The organism is Paenibacillus sp. BR2-3 (assembly GCF_046529485.1).
In the GTDB taxonomy this organism is placed as follows: domain Bacteria; phylum Bacillota; class Bacilli; order Paenibacillales; family Paenibacillaceae; genus Paenibacillus_AQ.
Genome location: NZ_CP126311.1, coordinates 501,569 through 523,528 on the forward strand (window position 1 = coordinate 501,569; position 21,960 = coordinate 523,528).

Annotated in this window: 20 protein-coding genes; 15 read left to right on the forward strand and 5 right to left on the reverse strand. The window is 48.0% G+C overall.

The features are described 5' to 3' along the window. Window positions 1–86 precede the first annotated feature (86 nt). Both PaeBR_RS02505 and PaeBR_RS02510 read left to right on the forward strand, forming a co-directional pair. A complete protein-coding gene (locus PaeBR_RS02505; RefSeq protein ID WP_410513344.1) occupies window positions 87–1,841 on the forward strand; it encodes a SulP family inorganic anion transporter in 1,755 nt (584 codons plus the stop codon). A 27-nt stretch (window positions 1,842–1,868) separates the two neighbouring features. After that, the gene (locus tag PaeBR_RS02510; RefSeq protein WP_410513345.1) at window positions 1,869–2,573 is read left to right on the forward strand and encodes a DUF1361 domain-containing protein; all 705 of its coding nucleotides are present in this window, start codon (window positions 1,869–1,871) and stop codon (window positions 2,571–2,573) included. On the opposite strand, the gene PaeBR_RS02515 is transcribed toward PaeBR_RS02510, so the two are convergent. Further along, entirely contained in the window at window positions 2,570–2,887 is a 318-nt protein-coding gene (locus PaeBR_RS02515; RefSeq protein WP_410513346.1) for an MGMT family protein, read from the reverse strand. The two genes, PaeBR_RS02510 and PaeBR_RS02515, sit on opposite strands and share 4 nt — an antisense overlap. A 171-nt stretch (window positions 2,888–3,058) precedes the next feature. On the opposite strand from PaeBR_RS02515, the gene PaeBR_RS02520 reads away from it, so the two are divergent. The 8 genes from PaeBR_RS02520 to PaeBR_RS02555 all read left to right on the forward strand — a co-directional run bounded on the left by PaeBR_RS02520 (window position 3,059) and on the right by PaeBR_RS02555 (window position 11,688). Further along, complete coding sequence (locus PaeBR_RS02520; RefSeq protein WP_410513347.1) at window positions 3,059–4,612, forward strand: spore germination protein; 1,554 nt, start codon at window positions 3,059–3,061, stop codon at window positions 4,610–4,612. After that, entirely contained in the window at window positions 4,609–5,763 is a 1,155-nt protein-coding gene (locus PaeBR_RS02525; protein WP_410513348.1) for a Ger(x)C family spore germination protein, read from the forward strand. Before PaeBR_RS02520 ends, PaeBR_RS02525 begins: the two co-directional genes overlap by 4 nt. 1 nt (window position 5,764) lies before the next feature. Then, window positions 5,765–5,968, forward strand: coding sequence for a hypothetical protein (locus PaeBR_RS02530; protein WP_410513349.1), 204 nt, complete (start codon window positions 5,765–5,767; stop codon window positions 5,966–5,968). Between the two features lie 29 nt (window positions 5,969–5,997). Next, window positions 5,998–7,092 (forward strand): GerAB/ArcD/ProY family transporter, encoded by a 1,095-nt coding sequence (locus tag PaeBR_RS02535; protein WP_410513350.1) that lies wholly within the window; start codon window positions 5,998–6,000, stop codon window positions 7,090–7,092. Window positions 7,093–7,177: 85 nt separating this feature from the next. Further along, a complete protein-coding gene (locus PaeBR_RS02540; protein WP_410513351.1) occupies window positions 7,178–7,807 on the forward strand; it encodes a hypothetical protein in 630 nt (209 codons plus the stop codon). 27 nt (window positions 7,808–7,834) lie between these two features. After that, window positions 7,835–8,380 carry a DUF1697 domain-containing protein gene (locus PaeBR_RS02545; RefSeq protein ID WP_410513352.1) on the forward strand — a complete coding sequence of 182 codons (546 nt, stop codon included), beginning with the start codon at window positions 7,835–7,837 and terminating at the stop codon, window positions 8,378–8,380. A 244-nt stretch (window positions 8,381–8,624) separates the two neighbouring features. Next, window positions 8,625–10,664, forward strand: coding sequence for a glycosyltransferase family 39 protein (locus PaeBR_RS02550; protein WP_410513353.1), 2,040 nt, complete (start codon window positions 8,625–8,627; stop codon window positions 10,662–10,664). Between the two features lie 40 nt (window positions 10,665–10,704). Continuing rightward, entirely contained in the window at window positions 10,705–11,688 is a 984-nt protein-coding gene (locus tag PaeBR_RS02555; protein ID WP_410513354.1) for a glycosyltransferase family 2 protein, read from the forward strand. Between the two features lie 329 nt (window positions 11,689–12,017). On the opposite strand, the gene PaeBR_RS02560 is transcribed toward PaeBR_RS02555, so the two are convergent. The 3 genes from PaeBR_RS02560 to PaeBR_RS02570 all read right to left on the reverse strand — a co-directional run bounded on the left by PaeBR_RS02560 (window position 12,018) and on the right by PaeBR_RS02570 (window position 15,012). Then, window positions 12,018–12,584 carry an FAD-dependent oxidoreductase gene (locus PaeBR_RS02560; RefSeq protein WP_410513355.1) on the reverse strand — a complete coding sequence of 189 codons (567 nt, stop codon included), beginning with the start codon at window positions 12,582–12,584 and terminating at the stop codon, window positions 12,018–12,020. 197 nt (window positions 12,585–12,781) lie between these two features. Then, on the reverse strand, window positions 12,782–14,329 hold the full coding sequence (locus tag PaeBR_RS02565; RefSeq protein WP_410513356.1) for a sensor histidine kinase: 1,548 nt from the start codon (window positions 14,327–14,329) through the stop codon (window positions 12,782–12,784). Further along, a complete protein-coding gene (locus PaeBR_RS02570; RefSeq protein ID WP_410513357.1) occupies window positions 14,326–15,012 on the reverse strand; it encodes a response regulator transcription factor in 687 nt (228 codons plus the stop codon). Before PaeBR_RS02570 ends, PaeBR_RS02565 begins: the two co-directional genes overlap by 4 nt. A gap of 385 nt (window positions 15,013–15,397) precedes the next feature. On the opposite strand from PaeBR_RS02570, the gene PaeBR_RS02575 reads away from it, so the two are divergent. The 3 genes from PaeBR_RS02575 to PaeBR_RS02585 are packed head-to-tail and all read left to right on the forward strand — an operon-like array spanning window position 15,398 to window position 20,148. Continuing rightward, window positions 15,398–16,561 carry a glucose-1-phosphate adenylyltransferase gene (locus PaeBR_RS02575; RefSeq protein ID WP_410513358.1) on the forward strand — a complete coding sequence of 388 codons (1,164 nt, stop codon included), beginning with the start codon at window positions 15,398–15,400 and terminating at the stop codon, window positions 16,559–16,561. Window positions 16,562–16,584: 23 nt separating this feature from the next. Then, complete coding sequence (gene glgD, locus PaeBR_RS02580; protein WP_410513359.1) at window positions 16,585–17,688, forward strand: glucose-1-phosphate adenylyltransferase subunit GlgD; 1,104 nt, start codon at window positions 16,585–16,587, stop codon at window positions 17,686–17,688. Between the two features lie 27 nt (window positions 17,689–17,715). Continuing rightward, entirely contained in the window at window positions 17,716–20,148 is a 2,433-nt protein-coding gene (locus PaeBR_RS02585; protein WP_410513360.1) for a glycogen/starch/alpha-glucan phosphorylase, read from the forward strand. Window positions 20,149–20,250: 102 nt separating this feature from the next. On the opposite strand, the gene PaeBR_RS02590 is transcribed toward PaeBR_RS02585, so the two are convergent. Beyond that, window positions 20,251–20,730 (reverse strand): GAF domain-containing protein, encoded by a 480-nt coding sequence (locus tag PaeBR_RS02590; protein WP_410513361.1) that lies wholly within the window; start codon window positions 20,728–20,730, stop codon window positions 20,251–20,253. A gap of 217 nt (window positions 20,731–20,947) precedes the next feature. Between PaeBR_RS02590 and PaeBR_RS02595 the strand changes: the two genes are divergently transcribed. Next, window positions 20,948–21,247 (forward strand): hypothetical protein, encoded by a 300-nt coding sequence (locus PaeBR_RS02595; RefSeq protein WP_410513362.1) that lies wholly within the window; start codon window positions 20,948–20,950, stop codon window positions 21,245–21,247. A 150-nt stretch (window positions 21,248–21,397) separates the two neighbouring features. Next, on the forward strand, window positions 21,398–21,958 hold the full coding sequence (locus tag PaeBR_RS02600) for a GNAT family N-acetyltransferase (RefSeq protein WP_410513363.1): 561 nt from the start codon (window positions 21,398–21,400) through the stop codon (window positions 21,956–21,958). Window positions 21,959–21,960 lie beyond the last annotated feature (2 nt).

Below are 21,960 nucleotides of genomic sequence, written 5' to 3' on the forward strand. Positions count from 1 at the left end.
TTAGGGCGTTGACAACCGCGGCCTGCAGGAGTAATGTTTTTTATATATTCAAATAATCAGATATTCAAAGAAAAGAAGGTTTGATCATGACAGGGTGGAGCCGTTTTGAAGGCTATTCTATTGCTTCTCTGCGCAAGGATATCATTTCAGGGACAATCGTCGGTGTGATTGCCATTCCGTTAGGGATGGCATTTGCTATTGCTTCAGGTGTAAAGCCGGAGTATGGAATTTATACCACCATTGTTGCCGGTATCCTCATTTCATTATTTGGCGGGTCCAGATTTCAAATCGGCGGACCAACGGGTGCCTTCATTCCTATTCTATTCGCCATAGGAATGCAGTATGGATATGAGAACCTGCTCATTGCCGGAATGATGGCGGGAGTCTTCCTGGTTTTAATGGGACTCCTGAAGCTTGGTGTGCTGATCAAGTTCATCCCCAAGCCGGTGACGATCGGTTTTACCGCAGGCATTGCTGTGATCATATTCAGCGGGCAAATCGCCAACTTCCTGGGTCTGCGGGATATGAAGCGGCACGAAAGCTTCGTGGACAATATGAAAGAGATTGGTCTTCATATATCGACTATTAATATGTACAGCATTCTGACAGCGGCTGTTTGTCTCGTTGTTGTAATACTGACCATCCGGTTCGCTCCAAGAATCCCCGGATCGCTCATAGGTCTCCTCGTTGCAACGGTGCTGGCCACTCTGTTCTTCACCGGCAAGGTGACTACGATCGGCTCTGCTTATGGAGCCATTCCCAATACGCTGCCAAGCTTCCACTTTCCGATAATCACCTGGGAACGTATCGGTTCTCTTATCCGGCCCGCCTTTCTGATCGCCATGCTCGGTGCTATCGAATCACTGTTATCCGCAGTCGTGGCAGACGGAATGACGGGGGAGCGCCATAACAGTAACCGCGAGCTGATCGGTCAGGGCGTTGCCAATATCGTCGCACCTCTGTTCGGCGGGATTCCGGCGACCGGAGCCATAGCCAGAACGGCTACCAATATCAAGAGCGGGGCCACCTCTCCTGTATCGGGAGTTGTTCATGGAGTGGTTGTTTTTCTTATTCTTCTGCTGTTTGCGCCTTACGCTTCGAATATACCACTCGCTGCAATGGCTCCTATCCTGATGGTGGTTGCCTGGAACATGAGCGAGCGCAAAGAGTTTCTGCACCTGCTTAAGACAAGAACCGGCGATTCACTGGTATTATTCATTACTTTCCTGTTGACGGTATTTGCCGATTTGACACTCGCGGTGGAGGTAGGACTTGTTCTTGCCGTAATTCTCTTTGTGAAACGGATGGGCGAGGTTCATCTGGTGTCCAAGGTGCTTCCCGATCCGACCTCTGTAAAGGTAGAAGCACATATGGTTACAGAGAACCATGATTGCCCGCAGATCGGGATTTACAACGTCGAGGGACCGCTCTTTTTCGGGGCGGCATACAAGTTCGAAGATACGATGCCGGGCTCCGGCCCGGACCAGCCTAATATTATTCTGATGCGGATGGGCAAGGTTCCGTTCATGGATACAACCGGAGAGGCTAATTTGGCTGGACTGGTCAAGCAGTTGAAAGGTAACGGGGGCGAGTTGATGATTTCCAGTATTCAACCGCAGCCGCTCAGTCTGCTAAGAAAAACGGGATTGTATGATACCATCGGCGCTGAACACTTTTACGAACATACCGGAGACGCTATTAATGATGCGCTGCACGCTATCGAGAAGAGCAAATGTGCGGGCTGCAGACATTTTGCATTCAGAGAGTGTACGGCTCTATCCCATTCGGATGAGGCTTTAGGACAGAGAGGGTTTAAGGTACAATTAGGATATGAATCGTAACCTTGCTGCGAAGGAGATCCTAAAACGATGAAGGAATTGAATTATCCGAAGGTATTTGTACTACTCGCCGGTCTGTCGCTGGCTGCACTGGCCGTATATCGTGTAGTTTCACTGCGGACCGACACGTATTATGCATTTCTGATCTGGAATCTGTTATTGGCCTGGATACCCTTTCTATTCTCAATGACTGCTTACCAACTGGATAAAAGAAAATTGGGCGGTTTGCTGCTTCTCCCTCTTTGTGCAGCATGGCTGCTGTTCTTCCCTAACTCCCCCTACATCATGACGGATCTTGTGCATTTAACAATCAGAAGCAGTAGGTACATGGCGGATGGTGAGGTTCAGAGCCGGTACTGGTATGACTTAACCATGCTGCTGTTATTTACCTGGAGCGGTTGGCTGACCGGTTTTTTCTCCTTATATCAATTCCAGGCGGTGATTTACCGCAGAAGCAGTCTGTTTGTATCTTGGGTATTTGTACTGGTTGCCTGTGCCCTCGGCGGTTACGGTGTATTGCTCGGCAGGGTCTATCGTCTGAATAGCTGGGATGTATTGACCGACCGGCATCAGCTCTACCAGCTCATTCTGGATAGCCTGAACTGGCAGTCTGTATTTTTCAGCCTGTTCATCGCCTTTGTCCTGCTGGTAATTTACGCTACGCTATACATTTTCTTGAATGCACGCGGCACCCGGGAAGGCCGTGGCAAAACTTCCAGGGGCAGGCGGGTCTAGTCCATAAAATCCGGTTGGAATTGATACTTCTTGAGGTCAATAATGCCTCTCTCATCAAATACAATCCCCTCCCCAAGAAGGTGGATCTTCTGCAGGGAGCTGGACTCGTCTTCAGAAAGGGAGATCATTCCCTTTACGTTAACTACCCGGTGCCACGGCAGCTTATATTTACGGCTCATAGAGTGTAGGATGCGGACCACCTGTCTCGCCCCGCGCGGACTGCCTGCGGCCAAGGCGACGCCTCCGTAGGTCATCACTTTTCCCTCCGGGATGGATTGAATAACGCGTATTACTTTTTCCGTGAACGGTGTCATCAGAGGAACTCCTTTAACAAGAATATATCTTCCAATTATAGCAGAGAAATAAGAGGCCGCGGGCAGCGGCTTCTTTTTTTTGAACAAGCAGAGTGGGCTTCTATTTGATGAATAGGAGTGAAAGTGTCAGGGGATAATTTAACAAAAGCTATAGTGACAGGAGTGAATCTTATGTCGGTACAAGAAACGGACAAAAAAAACGTCAGGTCTTCTTCAAGTAAGACATCGGCTTCTCTGTCTGTTAGTACCTCCTTAGATGAGAATCTGGCCCTGTTTCGGCGAATATTTGCTAGTGACGGAACGCTGAGAATAAGGGTTATTGAGAATGCCCACCACAAAAGTATCCGCTGCGGCCTGATCTTTATCGACGGTATGATTGACCGGGTTCTTATTCAGGAGGGCATTATCAAACCTATTATGAGTTTTGACTTCGGCGAAGAAGTGGAATACAGCTCGAGTGGGTTGCTGGAAAAAATACGTGCCCATGTTGTCAATGTCAGCGATGTAATGGTTTCTACAGATCAGGATGAATTAATCAGCGCTGTTGTAGGAGGAAAGTCCGTTTTATTTCTGGATGGTTATCCCGGTGGTCTTAACATTAATGTCGAAGGCTGGGAGACACGGGCCATCGCTGAGCCTATGACAGAAAAAGGGATCAGGGGATCCCGTGAGGGCTTTACGGAATCGCTGGGGGTAAATCTGACGCTCATTCGGCGCAGAGTAAAGAATTCCGATTTGAAATTTATCTTCAGCGAGGTGGGAACACGCTCCAAAACGAAGACATGCCTCTGTTATATGGAAAGTCTGGCCTCACCGGAGATTCTTAAAGAACTGCAGGACCGGCTTAAGAGGGTCGATATTGATCATGTTCTCGATACGGGTTATCTGGCCGAGTTAATCAGGGATGAGCCTTATTCGCCGTTCGAAATGATCGGGAGTACGGAACGCCCTGATTCTGTAGTGAGCAAAATTATGGAGGGCAGAATTGCTTTGCTGATCGAAGGCAGTCCCTTCGCGTTGACACTGCCGTATGTTTTTGTAGAGAATTTCCAAGCGAGTGAGGATTATTATCTCAACTACTATTTTGCTTCGTTTAATCGATTGCTTAGGGTATTTGGGGCTTTTATGTCCATTAGTATACCAGCCCTTTACGTAGCTTTAGTTACGTTCAGTCAGGAAATGTTACCTACAATGCTGCTGCTTAGTATTGCTACAGCGAGATTGGCTGTCCCCTTTCCAACGGTTGTTGAGGCACTGATTATGTTAACTATATTTGAGATTCTACGTGAAGCTGGGGCGCGGATTCCAACCGCTATTGGTCAGGCTGTCAGTATTGTGGGAGCTCTGGTGCTGGGTCAGGCCGCCGTAGATGCCCGAATTGTCAGCGCTCCTATGGTTATTGTAGTTGGCTTAACGGGAATAACAACGCTGCTTAACCCCCGGCTTACAGGTTCCTTGATAGTAATAAGGCTGTTATTGCTGATATTGTCTTTTTTTCTAGGGATATACGGGTACTTTTTCGGTTTGCTCGGTTTAGTTATTCACTTGATGAGTCTACGTTCCTTCGGGGTTTCATACATGCTAGGAGTAGGCTCGATAAGGCCCCAAGATATTAAGGATACTCTTATCAGGGCGCCATGGTGGCATATGTATTTGCGTCCAGCGATGATCGGGGCACGCAATATGACGAGAAAGCCGCCGAAGAAAAAGGGAAAACGGTCATGAAAAAAGCAAAAAGCGTACTGTCAGCCATGCTGTCACTGTTGCTTCTACTCAGCATTTCGGGCTGCTGGAATTATAGCGAGGTAGAAGAGATGTCGATTGTGGCAGGTGTAGCCATTGATAAGAATGAATCGGATGGCAAACTGCTGCTGACTGTAGAGATGGTTGATATAAAGGGGGGACTGAGTGGGGGTAAGACAAGATCAAAGCTTATCAGTCTTTCGGGGAAAACAATGTTTGATATTGTACGGAATATGATCACGTTGACCGGAGATAAACTGTTCTGGAGCCATGCCAAGACGATTATTATCAGTGAGGAGATTGCCCGGGAAGGGCTTGTAAAAGTTATAGATTGGTACAGTAGAGACACGGAGACAAGATCGGATGTATATATATTTATTTCCAAAGAGAAGAAGGCCCGGGATATCCTTAATCTGAGCAGCACGAAGGAAACGATTATGTCGTTCGAGATTGCACAAATGATGCGCGATGAGGAGTATGTCAGCACTGCCCCCGTTGTAGAAATTTGGGATTTCATTGACAAGCTGGAGTCTCAGGGGCAGGATGCTACGGCTCCGCTCGTCTTTATTCATGAGAAGGATCAGCAGAAAAGTGAAATCGTCAGGGGTACCGCTATATTTTCTAAGGACAAGATGATTGGTACGCTGAATGGTGAAGATAGTAAATACATGATGTTCGTCAGAAATAAGGTGAAGGGCGGCATCTTGGTAGTGGAAGATGAGAGCGGACATCCTGCCTATTCATTGGAGATTTTATCTAATAGAACAAAAGTAAAGCCCATGTGGGTCAATGGCAAGCTCCAAGTACAGATCAAGACTGAGACAAATACCTGGCTGGACGAAGTGATGAATGCTAACGAGTTTCCCGATATGAAGAGCAAGAAAGATATTGAGAAGCTTGCCGAACAGCAAATGCAAAAGAATATCATTGCTGTGATCCATAAAGTGCAGCAGAAATATCAGGCCGATATCTTTGGATTTGGGGCAGCCATCCACAGGAGTATGCCAAAGGCCTGGGATAAGCTAAAGAAAGACTGGAACCAGAATTTTGCCGAACTGGATGTTGTTGTTCAATCCAAAGTTATTATTGAGAGCACTGCCAAAACATCAAGATCTATAAGAATAGGAGATTAAATTGGTTATTCTCATTGTGCTTATTTATGCTGTTATCGTACTTGCCGATCCATACGGACTGCTGAAGCAAGGAATGAAGCGGGATTTCTATGTGTGTTCCGCTTTATGCTTGATTTCCTTCTCCATTGCATTTGCTTTGGGAATGAAATGGAGAATTCCTAGTCCCTCACCGTTGATAGTAAGCTGGGTTAAACTGTTATTCTAAAATTCACACGCCCGAAAGGAGATTGAAGCATGAACAAAGAGACTATACCAACAGGGCATTCCATCAGTATTGCTATCTTGTTTATTATAGGCAGCACTCTGTTCATGGGAGTGGGGGGACAAACAGGGAATAGCAGGTGGTTTTCTCTGCTGCTTGCTATAGGACTGGCAGTGCCTCTTATGTTGATGTACGCCCGACTCCACGTTCTATTTCCGGGTAAGGATCTCTATGATATGCTGATTACCGTATTCGGCGGAATAGCGGGGAAGATCCTTTCTTGTCTGTATATATGGTACGCGTTTCATTTGGGAACGCTTGTTCTACGGAATTTCGGAGAATTCAGCAAAACCGTGGCTTTGACCGATACACCAATGATTGCAACTATGCTATGTATTGGACTGCTCTGTATTTGGGTGGTTAATGCGGGGCTTGAAGTACTGGGGCGAAGTGCTAAATTTCTGCTGCTGTTCACCCTGATGGTGTTTTTCATCGTTCAACTTTTATCCATACCCAAGTTACAATATCAACACCTGTTTCCTCTGCTTGACAGTGACTGGTCAACTATTCTTGGTGACATGCTAGGTGCGTTTACTTTCCCATTTGCTGAAATTGTAATATTTCTGGGGGCATTCCGGGTTCTTCCGGCTAAGGGATCAGCCTATAGGGTGCTGTTAAGCGGGCTGTTGATTGCCGGAGCCATTATTATTTTAAACTCTCTGCGCAATTTGCTGGTGCTGGGACCCGAGATCCTATCAAGTCTCTACTTTCCCTCTTATGTGGCTGTCAGCCGGATTAACATAGGTGATTTTCTTACGAGAATCGAGGGTTCGACCGCTATTGTGTTTGTGACCTGTTTATTTATCAAGGTCAGCTTATGTCTGTATGTAGCCAGTAACGGAATCGCCAAAGTGTTTAGTCTGAAGAGTTACCGTTCTGTTGTACTTCAGGTTGGACTTATCATGGTCTATTTTGCTGATTTTATTTACAATAATATTATGGAGATGCAGTTTTTTGCCTTTCAAATATATAAAGTATACGCCCTTCCCTTTCAGGTTGTTATTCCCGTGTGTTTATGGATTGGTGCGGAGATTGTTGTCAAAAGGCAGACAGCAGTACAGCAATAGGCGTGCTTTTTATTTTCCAAACTTTACATAGATAGCTATAATGATAGACAGAGAGAAGTCCTTACACTGAAGGAGAGATGGATCTATGGGTGTTAACCAGATTCTCATGGCCTCCCATTGGGGCAGTGAGGTTAGACATAAGCATATAACACAAGACTCCAAGGTGCTGGCTGTTATTTTTCCGGGAAGAAATTATTCGGCGGAACGGTCGCTGCTGGATTATGCTGCTAAAGCGGCCCGGGAGTATGACTGCGATATTCTGCTGCTGGAATACGGCTATCAGAGTGCTAGGGTGGAGCTTAAACGTGAGGACATGAGCATCATTGTGGAGGAAAGCAAGGAGGCTATTATTTCGCTCCCCGCATATGAGAAGTATCTGTTCATCAGCAAAAGCATGGGGACAGTCATTGCAGGGAGAATCGCGGAGGATTTGGGAATACAGGAGAAGACGTCACATCTGTTTTTAACTCCACTGCCTGAGACGATACCTTTGATTCAACAGAGTCAAGGCACTGTGATCTACGGCAGCAGCGACCCTCTGTTCACGGAGCAGCATTCCCGCGAGATCAACGGCCTGCCGAACATGAAAGTGTATAGAATTGATGACGCGAATCATGCCCTGGAGGTTGGCACCGTCAATGAGTCACTGGCGATACTTATTGTGATTATTAATTTATACCATGAATATTTTCGCTATGCATTGAAGGTTAATTGAACCCTAATGAAAGGAAGGTGGTCTCCTTTGACTACATACATTGCGCTGCTGCGCGGCATTAATGTCGGCGGCAACAAGATTATTAAAATGCAGGATTTGAAAGCGATGTTCCAGTCGCTTGAATTTCATAATGTCCGGACCTATATCCAGAGCGGCAATGTCGTATTTGAAAGCAAAGAGGCTTCCGGCACCCGGCTTAGCGGAGCCATTGAGCGGATGATCAAGGAGACTTTCGGCTTTGACGTTTCTGTGATTATCAGGTCTTTGGAGGAGCTGGAGAGCACTATAGCGGGCAACCCCTTTGATCTTTCGGAAAAAGAGGATTTCAAAAGACTGTATGTTTCCTTTTTGGCCGCTGAGCCCTCTGCCGAGGCGCTGGAGAAGCTGCGTCCGTACGAGGACGGACCGGATAAGCTGCGTTTTGTCGGCAAAGAAATGTACGTTCTGTATGAGATCAGCGTGAGCCAGTCGGCGCTTTTTAAAGTTCCGATGGATAAAATACTGGGTACACTCATCACAGCGCGTAACTGGAACACGGTAAACAAGCTCGCGGCGATGGGCAGAACGGTATAGCCTCACGGTTTCCCGCCAAACCATTAAATGAATTATTCAGAATGAGTCCCGCTTTTGCGGGGCTTTTTTGCGTTGTACTGCAACATAACACGCCTCGCTCCGGCAGTGTACATGTTCAGCAAACATTCAGCCGGCATTCATTGTGTGTTAAGGAAAGGGTGCAATAATGCATTTACGGAAAGATTGCATCGTGGATATAGTACGCGCCGGATTTACAGATTTTTAGAATAGGGAGTGGAAAGAAATGAGCTTAATCAGAAAAATGGGTTCGGATCGCATTTTGCTGGTCATTCTGTTGCTTGCAGCATTTCTGTATGGTTATGGAATCTGGAACGACCAATATGTGAATACGTACTACACAACCGCAGTAGGAAGCATGCTGCAAAGCTTTCATAATTTCTTCTTCGCTTCACTGGATTCCGCCGGTTCGGTAACGGTTGACAAGCCGCCGGTGACATTCTGGATTCAGACACTCAGCGCCTTAATCTTCGGACTTCATGGCTGGAGTGTAATTCTGCCGCAGGTGCTTGGAGGGGTCGGCTCGGTATTGCTTGTTTACCTGCTGGTGAAGCCCACTTTCGGCAGAACGGCAGCATTGTTAGCCGCGCTGGCCATGGCTTCCACCCCGGTAGCTGCGGCGGTCAGCCGCACGAACAACATCGATGCCATGCTCGTATTTACTCTCCTGCTTGCTGCATGGTTTCTGTTCAAGGGGACGAAAAGCAATAAAATGGCCAGTCTTCTTGCCGCGTTCGCGCTGATCGGTGTGGGATTCAATGAGAAAATGCTTCAGGCGTATATGGTTTTGCCGGCTTTTTACTTCTTTTATATCATAGCCGCCAAAGTGAACTGGAAGAAAAAAACCGGTGTAGTAGCAGCCTGCACCGCTGTACTGCTCGTAGTCTCTCTATCCTGGGCGGTGATTGTGGATTCGATTCCTGCCAGTAAACGTCCCTTTATAGGCAGCAGCGGAACCAACTCTGTATTGAATCTTGCCTTTGGATACAACGGAGTATCCCGTTTAACCGGAGATCGCAGTACAGGCGGGAGCGGGGGCGGCATGCCGGGGGTGAACGGCAGCGGAGAGAGGCCGTCTTGGAACGGTGGTGAAATGCCGGCAATGAACGGAGCGGCACCAGGGCAGGACGGCACTTCAAGCGCCAGTGTACAGACAGGAGCTGACGACGGCGGAATGCACGGACAGCAGTCCGGCGATGATGGAGACCAAGGCAACCGCGGCGGTATGAACGGCGGTGGCGGCGGAATGTTTAATACAGGAACCGCAGGTCCGCTGCGGCTGTTCCAGTCTGAACTGTCGGGTCAGGCCAGCTGGCTGCTTCCTTTCATACTATTTGGCAGCATAGGATTGTTCGCCAGTCTGCGCCGGAAGAATTTTACGCAAAAGCACAAAGAAGCTTTGTTTTGGCTGGGGTGGCTGGTGCCGATCATGGGATTCTTCAGTATCGCCGGGTTCTTCCACCAATATTATCTGATTATGATGGCTCCGCCGATTGCAGCATTGGCCGGCGCAGGCTGGACACAGCTGTGGAGTCACTATCGTGAACGTTCAGGCTGGCTCTCCTGGCTCCTGCCGGCAGCTACCCTGGTTACATCGGTCTTCCAGTGGGACATAATCCATCCTTATGACAATACCATCGGCAGCGGCTGGTCCCTTGGCGTACTGGCTGCGGGGGTAGTTGTTACTCTGCTGCTTGTTGTCCTAAAAGGCAAAGAGAAACCATTCGTATATGCAGCAGGCATCGCCGGGTTGCTTGTACTATTGATTGGACCTCTTTACTGGGCGGCTACACCCATTATCTATGGCTCGAACAGTATGACTCCGGCAGCAGGTCCTGACAGCAACAGCCGCGGTGGCGGTAATTCCAATCAAGACGGTCCCGGGCAGGAAGGCTCTGCAGGGGTTGACGAGAATTTATTGGCCTATCTCCAGGAACATAATACGGGTGAACAATACCTGTTCGCCGCTATGGACTATGGGACTGCAGGCCCTTATATCATTGACGAAGGTGCGCCGGTTGTCATCCTGAACGGCTTCAATCCATCGGATGTGGTATATACAACCGATACCCTGAAGGCACTAGTGGAAAGCGGAAAAGTGAAATACTTCCTTGTATCCACTGGAGGGATGGGGGGCGGACGCGGCGGTAACTCTGAGCTGACGACGTGGATCACCGGGAACGGAACAGAGATCAAGGCAGCGGATTGGCAGGGAACAGCCACAGGCGGCAACGCCGGCACCTTGTACGAAGTTACATTGAAATAATGGATCGCTTGACTACAAAAAATTCAAGGAGGAGCTGCTCATGAGTACCAAAGTGCGCTATTCCATTATTATACCTATGTTTAACGAAGAGGCAGTCATTCAGGAAACGTATCGGCGCATCAAGAAAGTGATGGGAGTGGCGGGTGAGGCTTACGAGCTTCTTTTCGTCAATGACGGCAGTACGGATAATTGTGCGCAAATGATTGAGGAATGCAGCTATTGGGATGAGAGCGTAAAGCTGATCGACCTGTCACGCAATTTCGGCCATCAAATCGCGATTACTGCCGGTATGGATTATGCGCTCGGTGATGCAGTTGTCATTATTGACGCCGATTTGCAGGACCCGCCTGAGCTGATTCTGGACATGATCAAGGAATGGAAAAAAGGCTACGAGGTCGTCTATGCCAAGCGCGTCAAGCGGCGCGGGGAGTCTTTTTTCAAAAAGTGGACAGCAAGTATGTTCTACAGGGTTCTCCGCTATTCTACAGACATCTCCATACCGGTGGATACGGGTGATTTTCGCCTTATTGACCGCAAGGTTTGCGATCAGCTCAAGCGTCTGCCGGAGAAAAACCGTTTTGTGCGCGGGCTGGTCAGTTGGGTAGGCTTCCGCCAGAAGGCGCTTGAATATGAACGTGATGAACGATTGGCGGGAGAAACCAAATATCCGCTAAAGCGCATGATTAAGCTTTCACTCGATGGCATCACCTCCTTTTCGTATAAACCGCTGAAGCTGGCCGGATATCTGGGTGCGCTGCTGTCCGTTTCGGGATTTCTGTACCTGTTGTACGTGCTGTATACGGTGACTTTTACGGATGCGGCTGTGCGGGGCTGGGCATCCATGATAGGCATAACGCTGACTTTTAACGGCTTTGTACTGATCATGCTGGGCATTCTGGGTGAATATGTCGGCCGGATTTATGATGAGACGAAGGGACGTCCGCTTTACATTGTCCAGGAGGTTTATGGAGGTAAAAAACAGCAGGCGGGAAAAGAGCAGCAGTTGGTAAATCTGAATAAATAAGTGCAAGGGGAACACATAACCCCCAAGCACTGCCTCTCCTCAACGCGGATCTGCGTTAAGTGTACTTTATACAACTAAAATCCCAAAAATAAGACGATAGGATAACTTAATTGCATTCCATACACTTATTTCCTGAAAATACCACCTGTAATTCCTCTTCCGTGTGTTTTAGCTGTACGAAATGCAGTTAAACCTGCTCAGAGCCTCTCAGCGCCTGGAATAATTGCACAAAGTGCAGCTATCACAGGTTCAGAACCACGTTTATAATTTCCCGGAGACAAAAAAACCGTAAGACAGACTCCAGTCTCTCTTACGGTTTATAAGAAATATTAGGCTTTCAGAACATCATGATCAACGTACCGGGCGCCATTCAACTCGCTGATTATGTTAATAGCAACCTTCGCCCCGTCACCAGCGGTAATGATGGCATGTACGCTAACCCCTGCTACGGTACCGGCGGCCCAAATGCCTTCGACATTCGTTTTGCCTTCTGCATTCACGGCTACTACGGTTTTAATTCTTGGCTCTGTGCCGTCTTTGGTTTCCACGCCGGCCTTGGCCGCCAGATCGGTTAGAACACCTGTGGCAAGAATGACGTGCTTTGCTTCATAGGCTGTGCCACTCTCACTTTCAATGACAAAGCCTTCTCCGCTGCGGGAGAGGTTGACTGCCTGGGCTGAGACAAGTTCTGCGCCAAATTTCACGGCTTGCTTATGTCCGGTTTCGACCAGATCGGGGCCCCCTATTTCAGAGATTCCGTAATAGTTTTCGTACCATCCTCTACGGGTCATGCCTTTGTCATTGTCGATCAGCAGCGTTTTTTTGCCCGCCTTGGCGGCGAACAGCGCTGCGCTTGCACCGGCAGGCCCGGCTCCAATAACGGCGATTTCATACATAATCATAACCTCCTAAAAGTTTTGCGGAGCAAAGCTCCTTCAGCATCCACTACATAGCAAAACTCGCTTCGAAAGCATATGCTAAGTTTTGCGGAGCAAAGCTCCTTCAGCATCCACTACATAGCAAAACTCGCTTTGAAAGCATACGCTAAGTTTTGCGGAGCAAAGCTCCTACTCGCTTACTATTATAACGTTAATTACAGCTCTTTAGCTAATCCTTCCACACAAGGAAGGATCACCTTGAACGCCGTGCCTTCCCCGGGCTCACTGGTCACACTGATCTCTCCGTCATGAGCCTCAACGATAGACTTCGTAATGGATAAGCCAAGGCCCGATCCGCCGTATTTACGTGTGCGCGAGGAGTCGCTGCGGTAAAATCGGTCGAATACATGAGGGATATGCTCGGTAGAGATGCCGGAGCCGTTGTCCCGTACCGTTAATTCCGCAAATGCGCCACTGGCGTACAAAGAGAGATGGATGGTTCCCTTCTCGGCATCAGTATGCTGCACAGCATTGTGAAACAGATTAAGAATAACCTGCTTGATCTTATCCGGATCGTACATCCCGCGTATGTCATATGATATATCGAAGGTTACCTTGCGGTTTCCGGACAACACGAGAAGATGGGGCTGCATTTCGGAAATGACTTCCCCGAGCAGCAGCTTCCTGACCCGCAACTGTGGAGCTCCGTCCATACGGGCCAGCAGCAGCAGATCCTCTACAAGTTTGTTAATGCGCTTTGATTCGCCGTGCATACTGTGCAGCGAGTTATACAGCTGTTCTTTGTTATCGGCGGCTCCCCGCAGCAGAACCTCCAGAAAGCCGTGGATGGAGGTGAGCGGAGTTCTGAGCTCGTGGGAAGCATCGGCTGCGAAACGGCGCATCTGCTCTTTGGCTTCCCGTTCGTTGTGGAACGAAATCTCCAGTCGTTCCAGCATCCCGTTAAAAGAATGAGACAGCTTGTCGATCTCAGTCTGTCCCTGTTCCACGGGAAAGCGTATGTCCAGATTGCCTGCATCAATGATTTGCGCCGCTTCTCCCATTTTGGATAAAGGAATCAGGGTCTTCCGCAGTGCAGGCAGATACATAAAGAGGCCAGCCAGTAAAGCAATTACCGACAAAGCGGCGAAAATAAGCAGTTGCTGCATGATCACATCCGTCAGAGGGCCTGTATCTACGCTCATTTGCAGCAGAAGCTTGGAATTTCCGGGTCTCCCGAGGTTCATGAAAACGGCTAAATGCTCGCTCCCGTCTTCAGCAGTTATGAGCTTGTATTTGCCCGTTGCTCTATCGGTTGTATTCAGAAGAAGCTCTTTGTATTCCTCATCGGTCAGTCTGGGGGCAGCCGCATCGGATAGTGTCTCCTGCTGGAAATCCCTGAAGGTGCCATCCGAGCTGTAAATGGCAATTGTCGTATGGGCATCCAGGAGGAGAGGTCGTCTATCCCCGCCGTTGCGCTGACCGCCTGGGATTCTGGCGATGCCGCCCGGCCCCTCTTCGCTGTCTCTGCCATCCTCGGAGTAATTCAGAATGTTGAAATACAAATCGCGCGGAACAGACCTCATTTGGGTTTCCATGGACTCCGCCCTGTTGCTATAGATGAAATCCCGCATGAGGATATATTGGAGCAATCCGATCAATAGAAGCAGTCCGGACAGAATCAGCAGCGAGATGGCCAGCAGTTGCTTGCGTAGTGAACGCGGAGCTGCCAGGCGCTGAAGCAGGCGGGGAATGCGGGCAATCATACCAGATCAACCCGGTACCCGGCCCCGCGTAAAGTACGAATGGTACGGTGTTCCTTGTCTCCGAGCTTTTCACGCAAAGAGCGGATATACACTTCCACAATATTTTCTTCTCCGCCGAAATCATAACCCCATACCTTGTCGAGAATCATCGCTTTACTCAGCACAAGGCCATGATTAATAACCAGGTATTGCAGCAGTTCGTACTCAGTGGGCGATAGTTCCAAAACCTCATCCTTATGGCGGATCTCTTTTCTCCGGCCGTCGATCCGGAAGGGGCCGCAGCGTACCTCGCCGAGCAGTCCGGGGAACTGGTTGCGCAGCCGGGCCTGAATCCGCGCCAGCAATTCTTCGAAGCTGAAGGGTTTTACCATATAATCATCAGCGCCAATGGCCAAGCCCTTGACACGATCATCTACCTCATCTTTGGCTGTAAGCATAATTACAGCAATTTCCGTCTCTTCTGACCGGAGATAGCGGCATACTTCAAACCCGTCCATGCCGGGCATCATGACATCCAGAATCACAACATGCGGTTTGAAATCGGCAGACATAGCTATAGCGGATAAACCATCCTGCGCCGTTTGTACTTCAAAACCTTCATTGATCAGACCCAGCTCCAAAAATTGTAGAATATGAGGTTCATCGTCTACGAGCAGCAGTCGAACACCTTGAGCGGCTTTCATTCAGATCCCTCCATTTTTATTAGTAGATAGCTATAGTATTACACATCATGTTGAACGTTTGCTGAATTTTCACGGTTAATCATATTGGTTAATCATAATATAAGAAGTTAATAGGATTAATGAGAACCGGAATAGAAATATAGCAGTTTGTTTAACTATGATAAAGGGTTTTGACGGCGGCCAGCGAACATATTACAATAAGGATAACACCCTGGGTTTGGAGAGCCCTCTCTGAGTCTGGTGACCTATCCCTATTCAGTACGTTACCCCGTTTGTAAACCTTACCAAGCTCCTTATTAAGCTCACTTCTTTAGGTTTTACTTCTTTCTGCATCATTCTACTTATTTTCAGACGCTTTACTATTTAAGGTCAAGGAGGCGCTTCCATGAAGAAAAAAGAGATGGTGGCCATGTTATTGGCGGGAGGCCAGGGGAAAAGGTTGAAGTCGTTGACCAAATCACTTGCTAAACCGGCTGTTTATTTTGGAGGGACCTACCGGATTATCGATTTCCCTCTAAGCAACTGTTCCAATTCGGGGATTGATACGGTTGGTGTACTAACCCAGTACGAACCTCTGGTACTTCATTCTTATATTGGAGTAGGCAGTGATTGGGACTTAAGCCGTAAAAATGGTGGCGTTTTCGTATTGCCGCCGCATGAACGCGAGAACGGGAGTAGCTGGTACCGGGGGACTGCGGATGCAATTTACCGGAATCTTAAATTTGTCGATCAATTTGATCCTGAGCATGTCCTTATTCTCTCGGGTGACCATATTTACAAAATGGATTACAACGCTATGCTTCAATATCACAAGGAAAGAAATGCCGACTGCACAATCTCTGTTATAGACGTTCCTTTGGAGGAAGCAAGCCGCTTTGGCATATTAAATACCGATGAGGATCTGAAGATTTACGAATTCGATGAGAAACCCTCGAAGCCGAAGAGTACTTTGGCCTCTATGGGCGTATATATTTTCAAATGGGATGTCTTGAGAAAGTATCTGCTGGAAGACGGGGAGAATGCCTTATCGTCCCATGATTTTGGTAAAGATATTATTCCTGTAATGCTGGAAAGTAACAATTCCCTTTACGCCTATCCATTCGAAGGATATTGGAGAGATGTGGGTACAGTGAATAGTTTGTGGGAAGCGAATATGGATCTGCTGTGCGACAATCCGCCGCTTAACCTGAATGATCCCTCCTGGCGGATATACACACGAAATCCCAATCAGCCTGCCCAATATGTTGCACCAGGAGCAAAGGTGTCCAGCTGCATTGTTAACGAAGGCTGCGTCGTGCACGGCGAGGTCAAACATTCCGTCCTTTTTTACGGTGTGGAAGTGGGCGAAGGCAGTGTGATTACAGACTCCGTAATTATGCCTAAAGTCAAGATTGGCAAGAATGTACGGATTCACAGAGCGATCATCAGCGAAAATACGGTAATCGAGGATTATATGGATATTGGCAATGAGCGGGAGAATGAAGATGAAATTCTGCTGATTGACAAAAAAAGCTTGAAACGAAAAACAGTCGCAGCCAAAACCATATAACGATTAGAGGACGGTGGATTCCAATGAAGCAACTCATGGGTGTTATCAATTTGGACCATGAATTGGATAATTTAAATGAACTTACCTATTTTCGCTCCGGTGCGGCCGTTCCCTTTGCAAGCCGTTATCGGCTGATTGACTTTGTTCTTTCTAATATGATGCGTGCTGATCTGGAGAGTGTTGGTCTGTTTGTTCGCCGTAAATACCGTTCACTGATGGACCATTTGGGTGACGGGAAATCATGGGATATGAATCGCAAACACGGAGGGCTCTTCATCCTGCCGCCGGACTGGAATGATCCAACGGATACTTCACTGGGCGATTTGCAGCATTTTCATAACAATCTGGATTTTTTCAAACGCGCAGCTGCCAAATATATCGTGTTCTCCGGCACTCAGCATATCAATACGATTGATATCGAGGATCTGTACCGTTATCACTTGGAGAAGGGTGCAGATGTAACCGTAGTTTACAAGAAGGTCGATCAGCTTCAGCCTGAGCATGAACTGTGTCAGCGTGTCGAGGTTGATGAAGATAATAACGTTACCAGTATTCACCATGAGAAGGATCACCATAACCTGTATCTGGATATGTTTATTATGGAGAAGTCGCAGTTTCTGGAGAAGGTTAAATACAGCATCGCCCATGGGGAAAGTTTCTTTTTCCGGGACGCGATCCAGAAAAGCCGCCACAATTTGAAAATTGCCGGATATGAGTACAAAGGCTATCATGCCGTTATTAACTCATTGGAAAGCTATTACAAGAATAGTCTGGAATTGCTGGAGCCGGATAATTACTTCAGTTTGTTTAGAGACTATCCGGTTCAGACCAAAATTAAATACGAAGCGCCCACCCGTTATCTGGAAAGTGCGGATGTCAGCAATTCGCTTATCGCGAACGGTTGTATCATCGCAGGAAAGGTGGAGAACAGCGTTATTTTTCGCGGGGTACAAGTGCGCAAGGGTGCAAGGATCGTTAATTCTGTCATCATGCAAAAGTGCGTAATTGAAGAGAATGCCGTGATTGAAAATGTCATTATGGATAAAGACGTACAGCTGAGCAAGGACCGGATACTCGTCGGGGATCAAAGGCGGCCGTTCGTCATCGCCAAGAGCAGTAAAATTTAAAAAGCATGTGTGAGGAGGAACCTGCTGTTGTTTAACGATAAAGAAACTTTCAAACAAGTATTCCGCGAGAGACTCATCGGAACATTGGGCAAACCGCTCGAAGAAGCTTCGAATGCCGATATCTATAATATTTTGGGCAACATGATCCGCGAGAATGCCGGCAAAAACTGGGCGGATACCAATCAGAAGTACAAGGCCGATAAGGATAAGCAGGTATACTATTTTTCAATGGAGTTTCTGATCGGCAGGCTTCTCGGCAATAATCTGTTGAACATGGGCGTGCTGGAGGTCGTGCGCGAAGGCTTGGCTGAACTGGGCTTTAGTCTGAGGGATGTTGAGGAAGAAGAAGCGGATGCAGGGCTTGGCAACGGCGGTCTGGGTCGGCTGGCAGCATGCTTCCTGGATTCGCTGGCTTCCTTGCAATATGCAGGGCATGGCTGCGGCATACGTTATAAATACGGTCTTTTCGAGCAGAAAATCGTTGACGGGTATCAGGTGGAACTGCCCGATTATTGGCTGCAAAAAGATAATGTATGGGAAGTGCGCCGTGAAGACAAGCAGGTGGAAGTAAGGTTCTGGGGACATGTGGACAGTTATGAGGAAAATGGGCGGCTAGTATTTGAACACAAGGACTACGAGGCCATTCGTGCAGTGCCTTATGATGTGCCTGTTATCGGCGCTGACCGGAGACATGTCAATACGCTGCGCAATTGGAGTGCGGAGTCCATTACGGAGCCCGCCAGGATGTTCGGCTCCCGGGGCGGGGCTGACTATCATAAATTTCTGGAGTATAAACGTTCGGTGGAATCCATTTCCGAGTTCCTGTACCCGGATGATTCCCAGTACGAGGGCAAGCTTTTACGCCTGAAGCAGCAGTATTTCTTGTGTAGTGCCGGTCTGCAAAGTATACTGCGCACCTTTGATAAGCTGGGACTTCCTTATAACACCCTTCCTGATAAAGTCGCTTTTCATATTAATGATACACATCCAACACTGGTCATTCCGGAGCTGATGCGGATTCTTATGGATCACAAAGGAATGAGCTGGGATGAGGCGTGGGGCTTAACGACACGAATGGTTTCTTACACGAACCATACGATTCTAAGTGAAGCGCTGGAGAAATGGCCGGTGTCGATGGTCAAGGAGCTTCTGCCGCGTATTCATCTTATTATCGAGGAGATTAACGCACGCTTCTGCCGTAAGCTGATGGAACGTTACCCGGGAGACCAGGACCGGATTTCGCAGATGGCGATTATTTACGGGGATCAGGTCAGAATGGCTCATTTGGCTATTGTAGGCAGCTACAGTGTTAATGGCGTGGCAGCACTCCATACCGAAATCCTGCAAAAGCGTGAGATGAAGCTGTTCAATGAGCTGTATCCGCACCGGTTCAATAACAAGACCAATGGAATCACCCATCGGCGCTGGCTGCTGCATGCGAATCCCTCGCTTACCGGCCTGATTAACGAGGCCATTGGTACGCGCTGGATCACTCATCCGCAGGAAATGATCGGCCTGATCAAATACTGTGAGGATTCTTCCTTTCAGGAAAAGGTCGCGGGTATTAAACGCCAGAACAAACTGCGGCTGGCGGAGTATATCAGCAGCAAGCACGGTGAAAAGGTTAATCCTGATTCCATTTTTGATGTGCATGTGAAGAGACTTCACGGTTACAAGCGCCAGCTGCTTAATATTCTTCATATTTTGCATCTTTACAACCAGATCAAAGCTAATCCGTCCATGGATATGGTACCGCGCACGTTCATTTTCGGCGCCAAGGCGGCACCAAGCTATCACTTGGCTAAACGGACGATCAAGCTGATTAATACCGTTGCCCATGTAGTTAACAATGATCCGGATGTGAAAGGAAAGGTACGTATATTCTTTCTGGAGAACTACTCGGTATCTCTGGCAGAGAAGATTATTCCCGCTGCCGATGTCAGCGAACAGATTTCAACCGCAAGCAAAGAAGCTTCCGGTACAGGGAATATGAAGTTTATGATGAACGGGGCTCTGACCATTGGAACGATGGATGGAGCTAACGTGGAAATGCATGATATGGTTGGCAATAACAATATGTTTTTGTTCGGACTTCGCGCCGAGCAGGTAATGGATTACTATCAGTATGGCGGATATTATGCCCGCGATATTTATAATGGTGACAGCCGGGTGAAGGAAGTGCTGGATCAGCTGGTGATGCCGGGTCCGATCTGTTGTCATACCCAGGAGTTCAATCAAATTTTCCATTCTCTGCTGGATAATAACGATGAGTTCTTCGTGCTGAAAGATTTCGCCAGCTATGTCGAAACGCATATCGAGATTGACCGCGCTTATCGCAACCAGAAGGAATGGCTCAAGAAATCGATTATTAACATTGGCCACTCCGGTAAATTCTCAAGCGATAATACGATTAGCCGGTATGCTTCAGAGATCTGGAAGATCAGTCCGGTTAGGCTCTAATCAGAAATTGTTGCGTCCGCAATACTCAATATAAAGAACGGCTGCGCCTCTTGTTTCGGAGGTACAGCCGTTCTTTTCATGTAGTCCTATATCTGACACCTATTATATGACTTCTGATATTATAGCTGCAAAACGCTCCAGGAAACGGCGCTCTTCATCATCGAAACGGTGTTTGAGGGGACTGTCGATATCAAGAACACCTAACAAACGGCCCTCTTTGACCAGCGGGATCACTATTTCACTATTCGATGCAGCATCGCAAGCGATATGTCCCGGAAAAGCATGCACGTCTCCTACTACAAGAGTGCGGCGTTCAGATGCAGCTGTTCCGCATACACCACGGTTTAACGGGATACGAATACAGGCGGGAAGTCCCTGAAAGGGTCCCAGGACAAGCTCCTTGCCGTCATATAAATAGAAACCGGCCCAATTTGTATCCGGCATAGAGTGCTTGAGCAGTGCTGAAGCATTAGCCAAATTGGCTATGGAGCTGGGTTCGTTTTGAATAAGTGCCCCGAGCTGGGCTAGAACAGCCTCAAATCGCTCGCTGCGTGTACCATCATAAGGCATAGCCTGGAACATGAAGCATCACCTTTCTGTACCTTGAGTCAGTATGATAACTGTAAGTTAAAACATAGTACAGCTGACAAGGTACGTCAAGCATTAACAACGGATTGTCATATTATAGGAATTTATTCTGTTGCCATCGAGATATAGATTTAGGGTAGTGTTTCCAGATTTACGACGAAGGGTAATGATAAAATAAATAACGAAGGCCCACAGCCGGAAGGAGTGACACATGCGCGCTGATGTACAGAACCTGTTCATAGGAATTCACATGCTTTATATTGCCCATGAGAAGAACCTGACGGTAACAGAGATGCAGCCGGAATTGGAGAACCTGGGATACCGGGTAGCGGAACGGGAGGTGAAGCAGGAACTGGAGCGACTCACACAGCATAATTTCTTAACTGCCCACGGAGATGCGTACAGTATTACCGGTACTGGAATTGAGGAGTTAAAGGGCGTCCAAGCTAAACTTCAGGTGCTCAGCGGTGAAGTGCTAAGACCGTTCAAAGCGGCGGGAGCCTCAAAGTGATGTATTCCAAAATAATAACAGCGTCTGTAACGGGGCATTGATGCTCCTGATGGCAGACGCTGTTTTTTGTCACATCATAGAAAATAGTAGTTTCATTAAGTAAGTTTTATAAAATAATGTATAATTAATGGGTTGAGAGGGGCGAGTATATTGTATTGGTGCAATGGAAGAGTACCTGTATTGACCGGACATAGGATGGAGCTGCGGGCTATAGCAACAGAAGATGCAGAAGCACTCTATACTTGCTGGTCTCATCCGCTGGTTTCTGTCTGGCTGGGCGCTCCGCCTCTGTCTTCTGTAGTTGAGACCCGTGAACTGATCTCCCGGCTATCGCATATGGCTCTGCAAGAAGAGAGTCTGCGCTGGAGTATTGTGCTGCCCGGTGGGGAAGTCATCGGCAGCTGCGGATATAACACCTGGCAGCTGCAGGGAGCGTATCGGGGGGAGCTCGGCTGTGAACTGCTGCCTGCCTTTTGGGGCAGGGGATATATGAGGGAAGCTCTGAAGCTGCTGCTGGATTATGGTTTCGGGATAATGGGGCTGAACCGGATAGAGGTTTTGTGCCACCCGGATAATTCGCGGGCTGAAAGGCTGTTCACTTCCCTTGGATTTCGGCAGGAGGGAATACTCCGGCAGTACCGCCATACCGCGTCTGGCTTTCAGGATGTGATCCTGTATGGACTGCTGCGGACGGATCGGTACGGGGATTAATT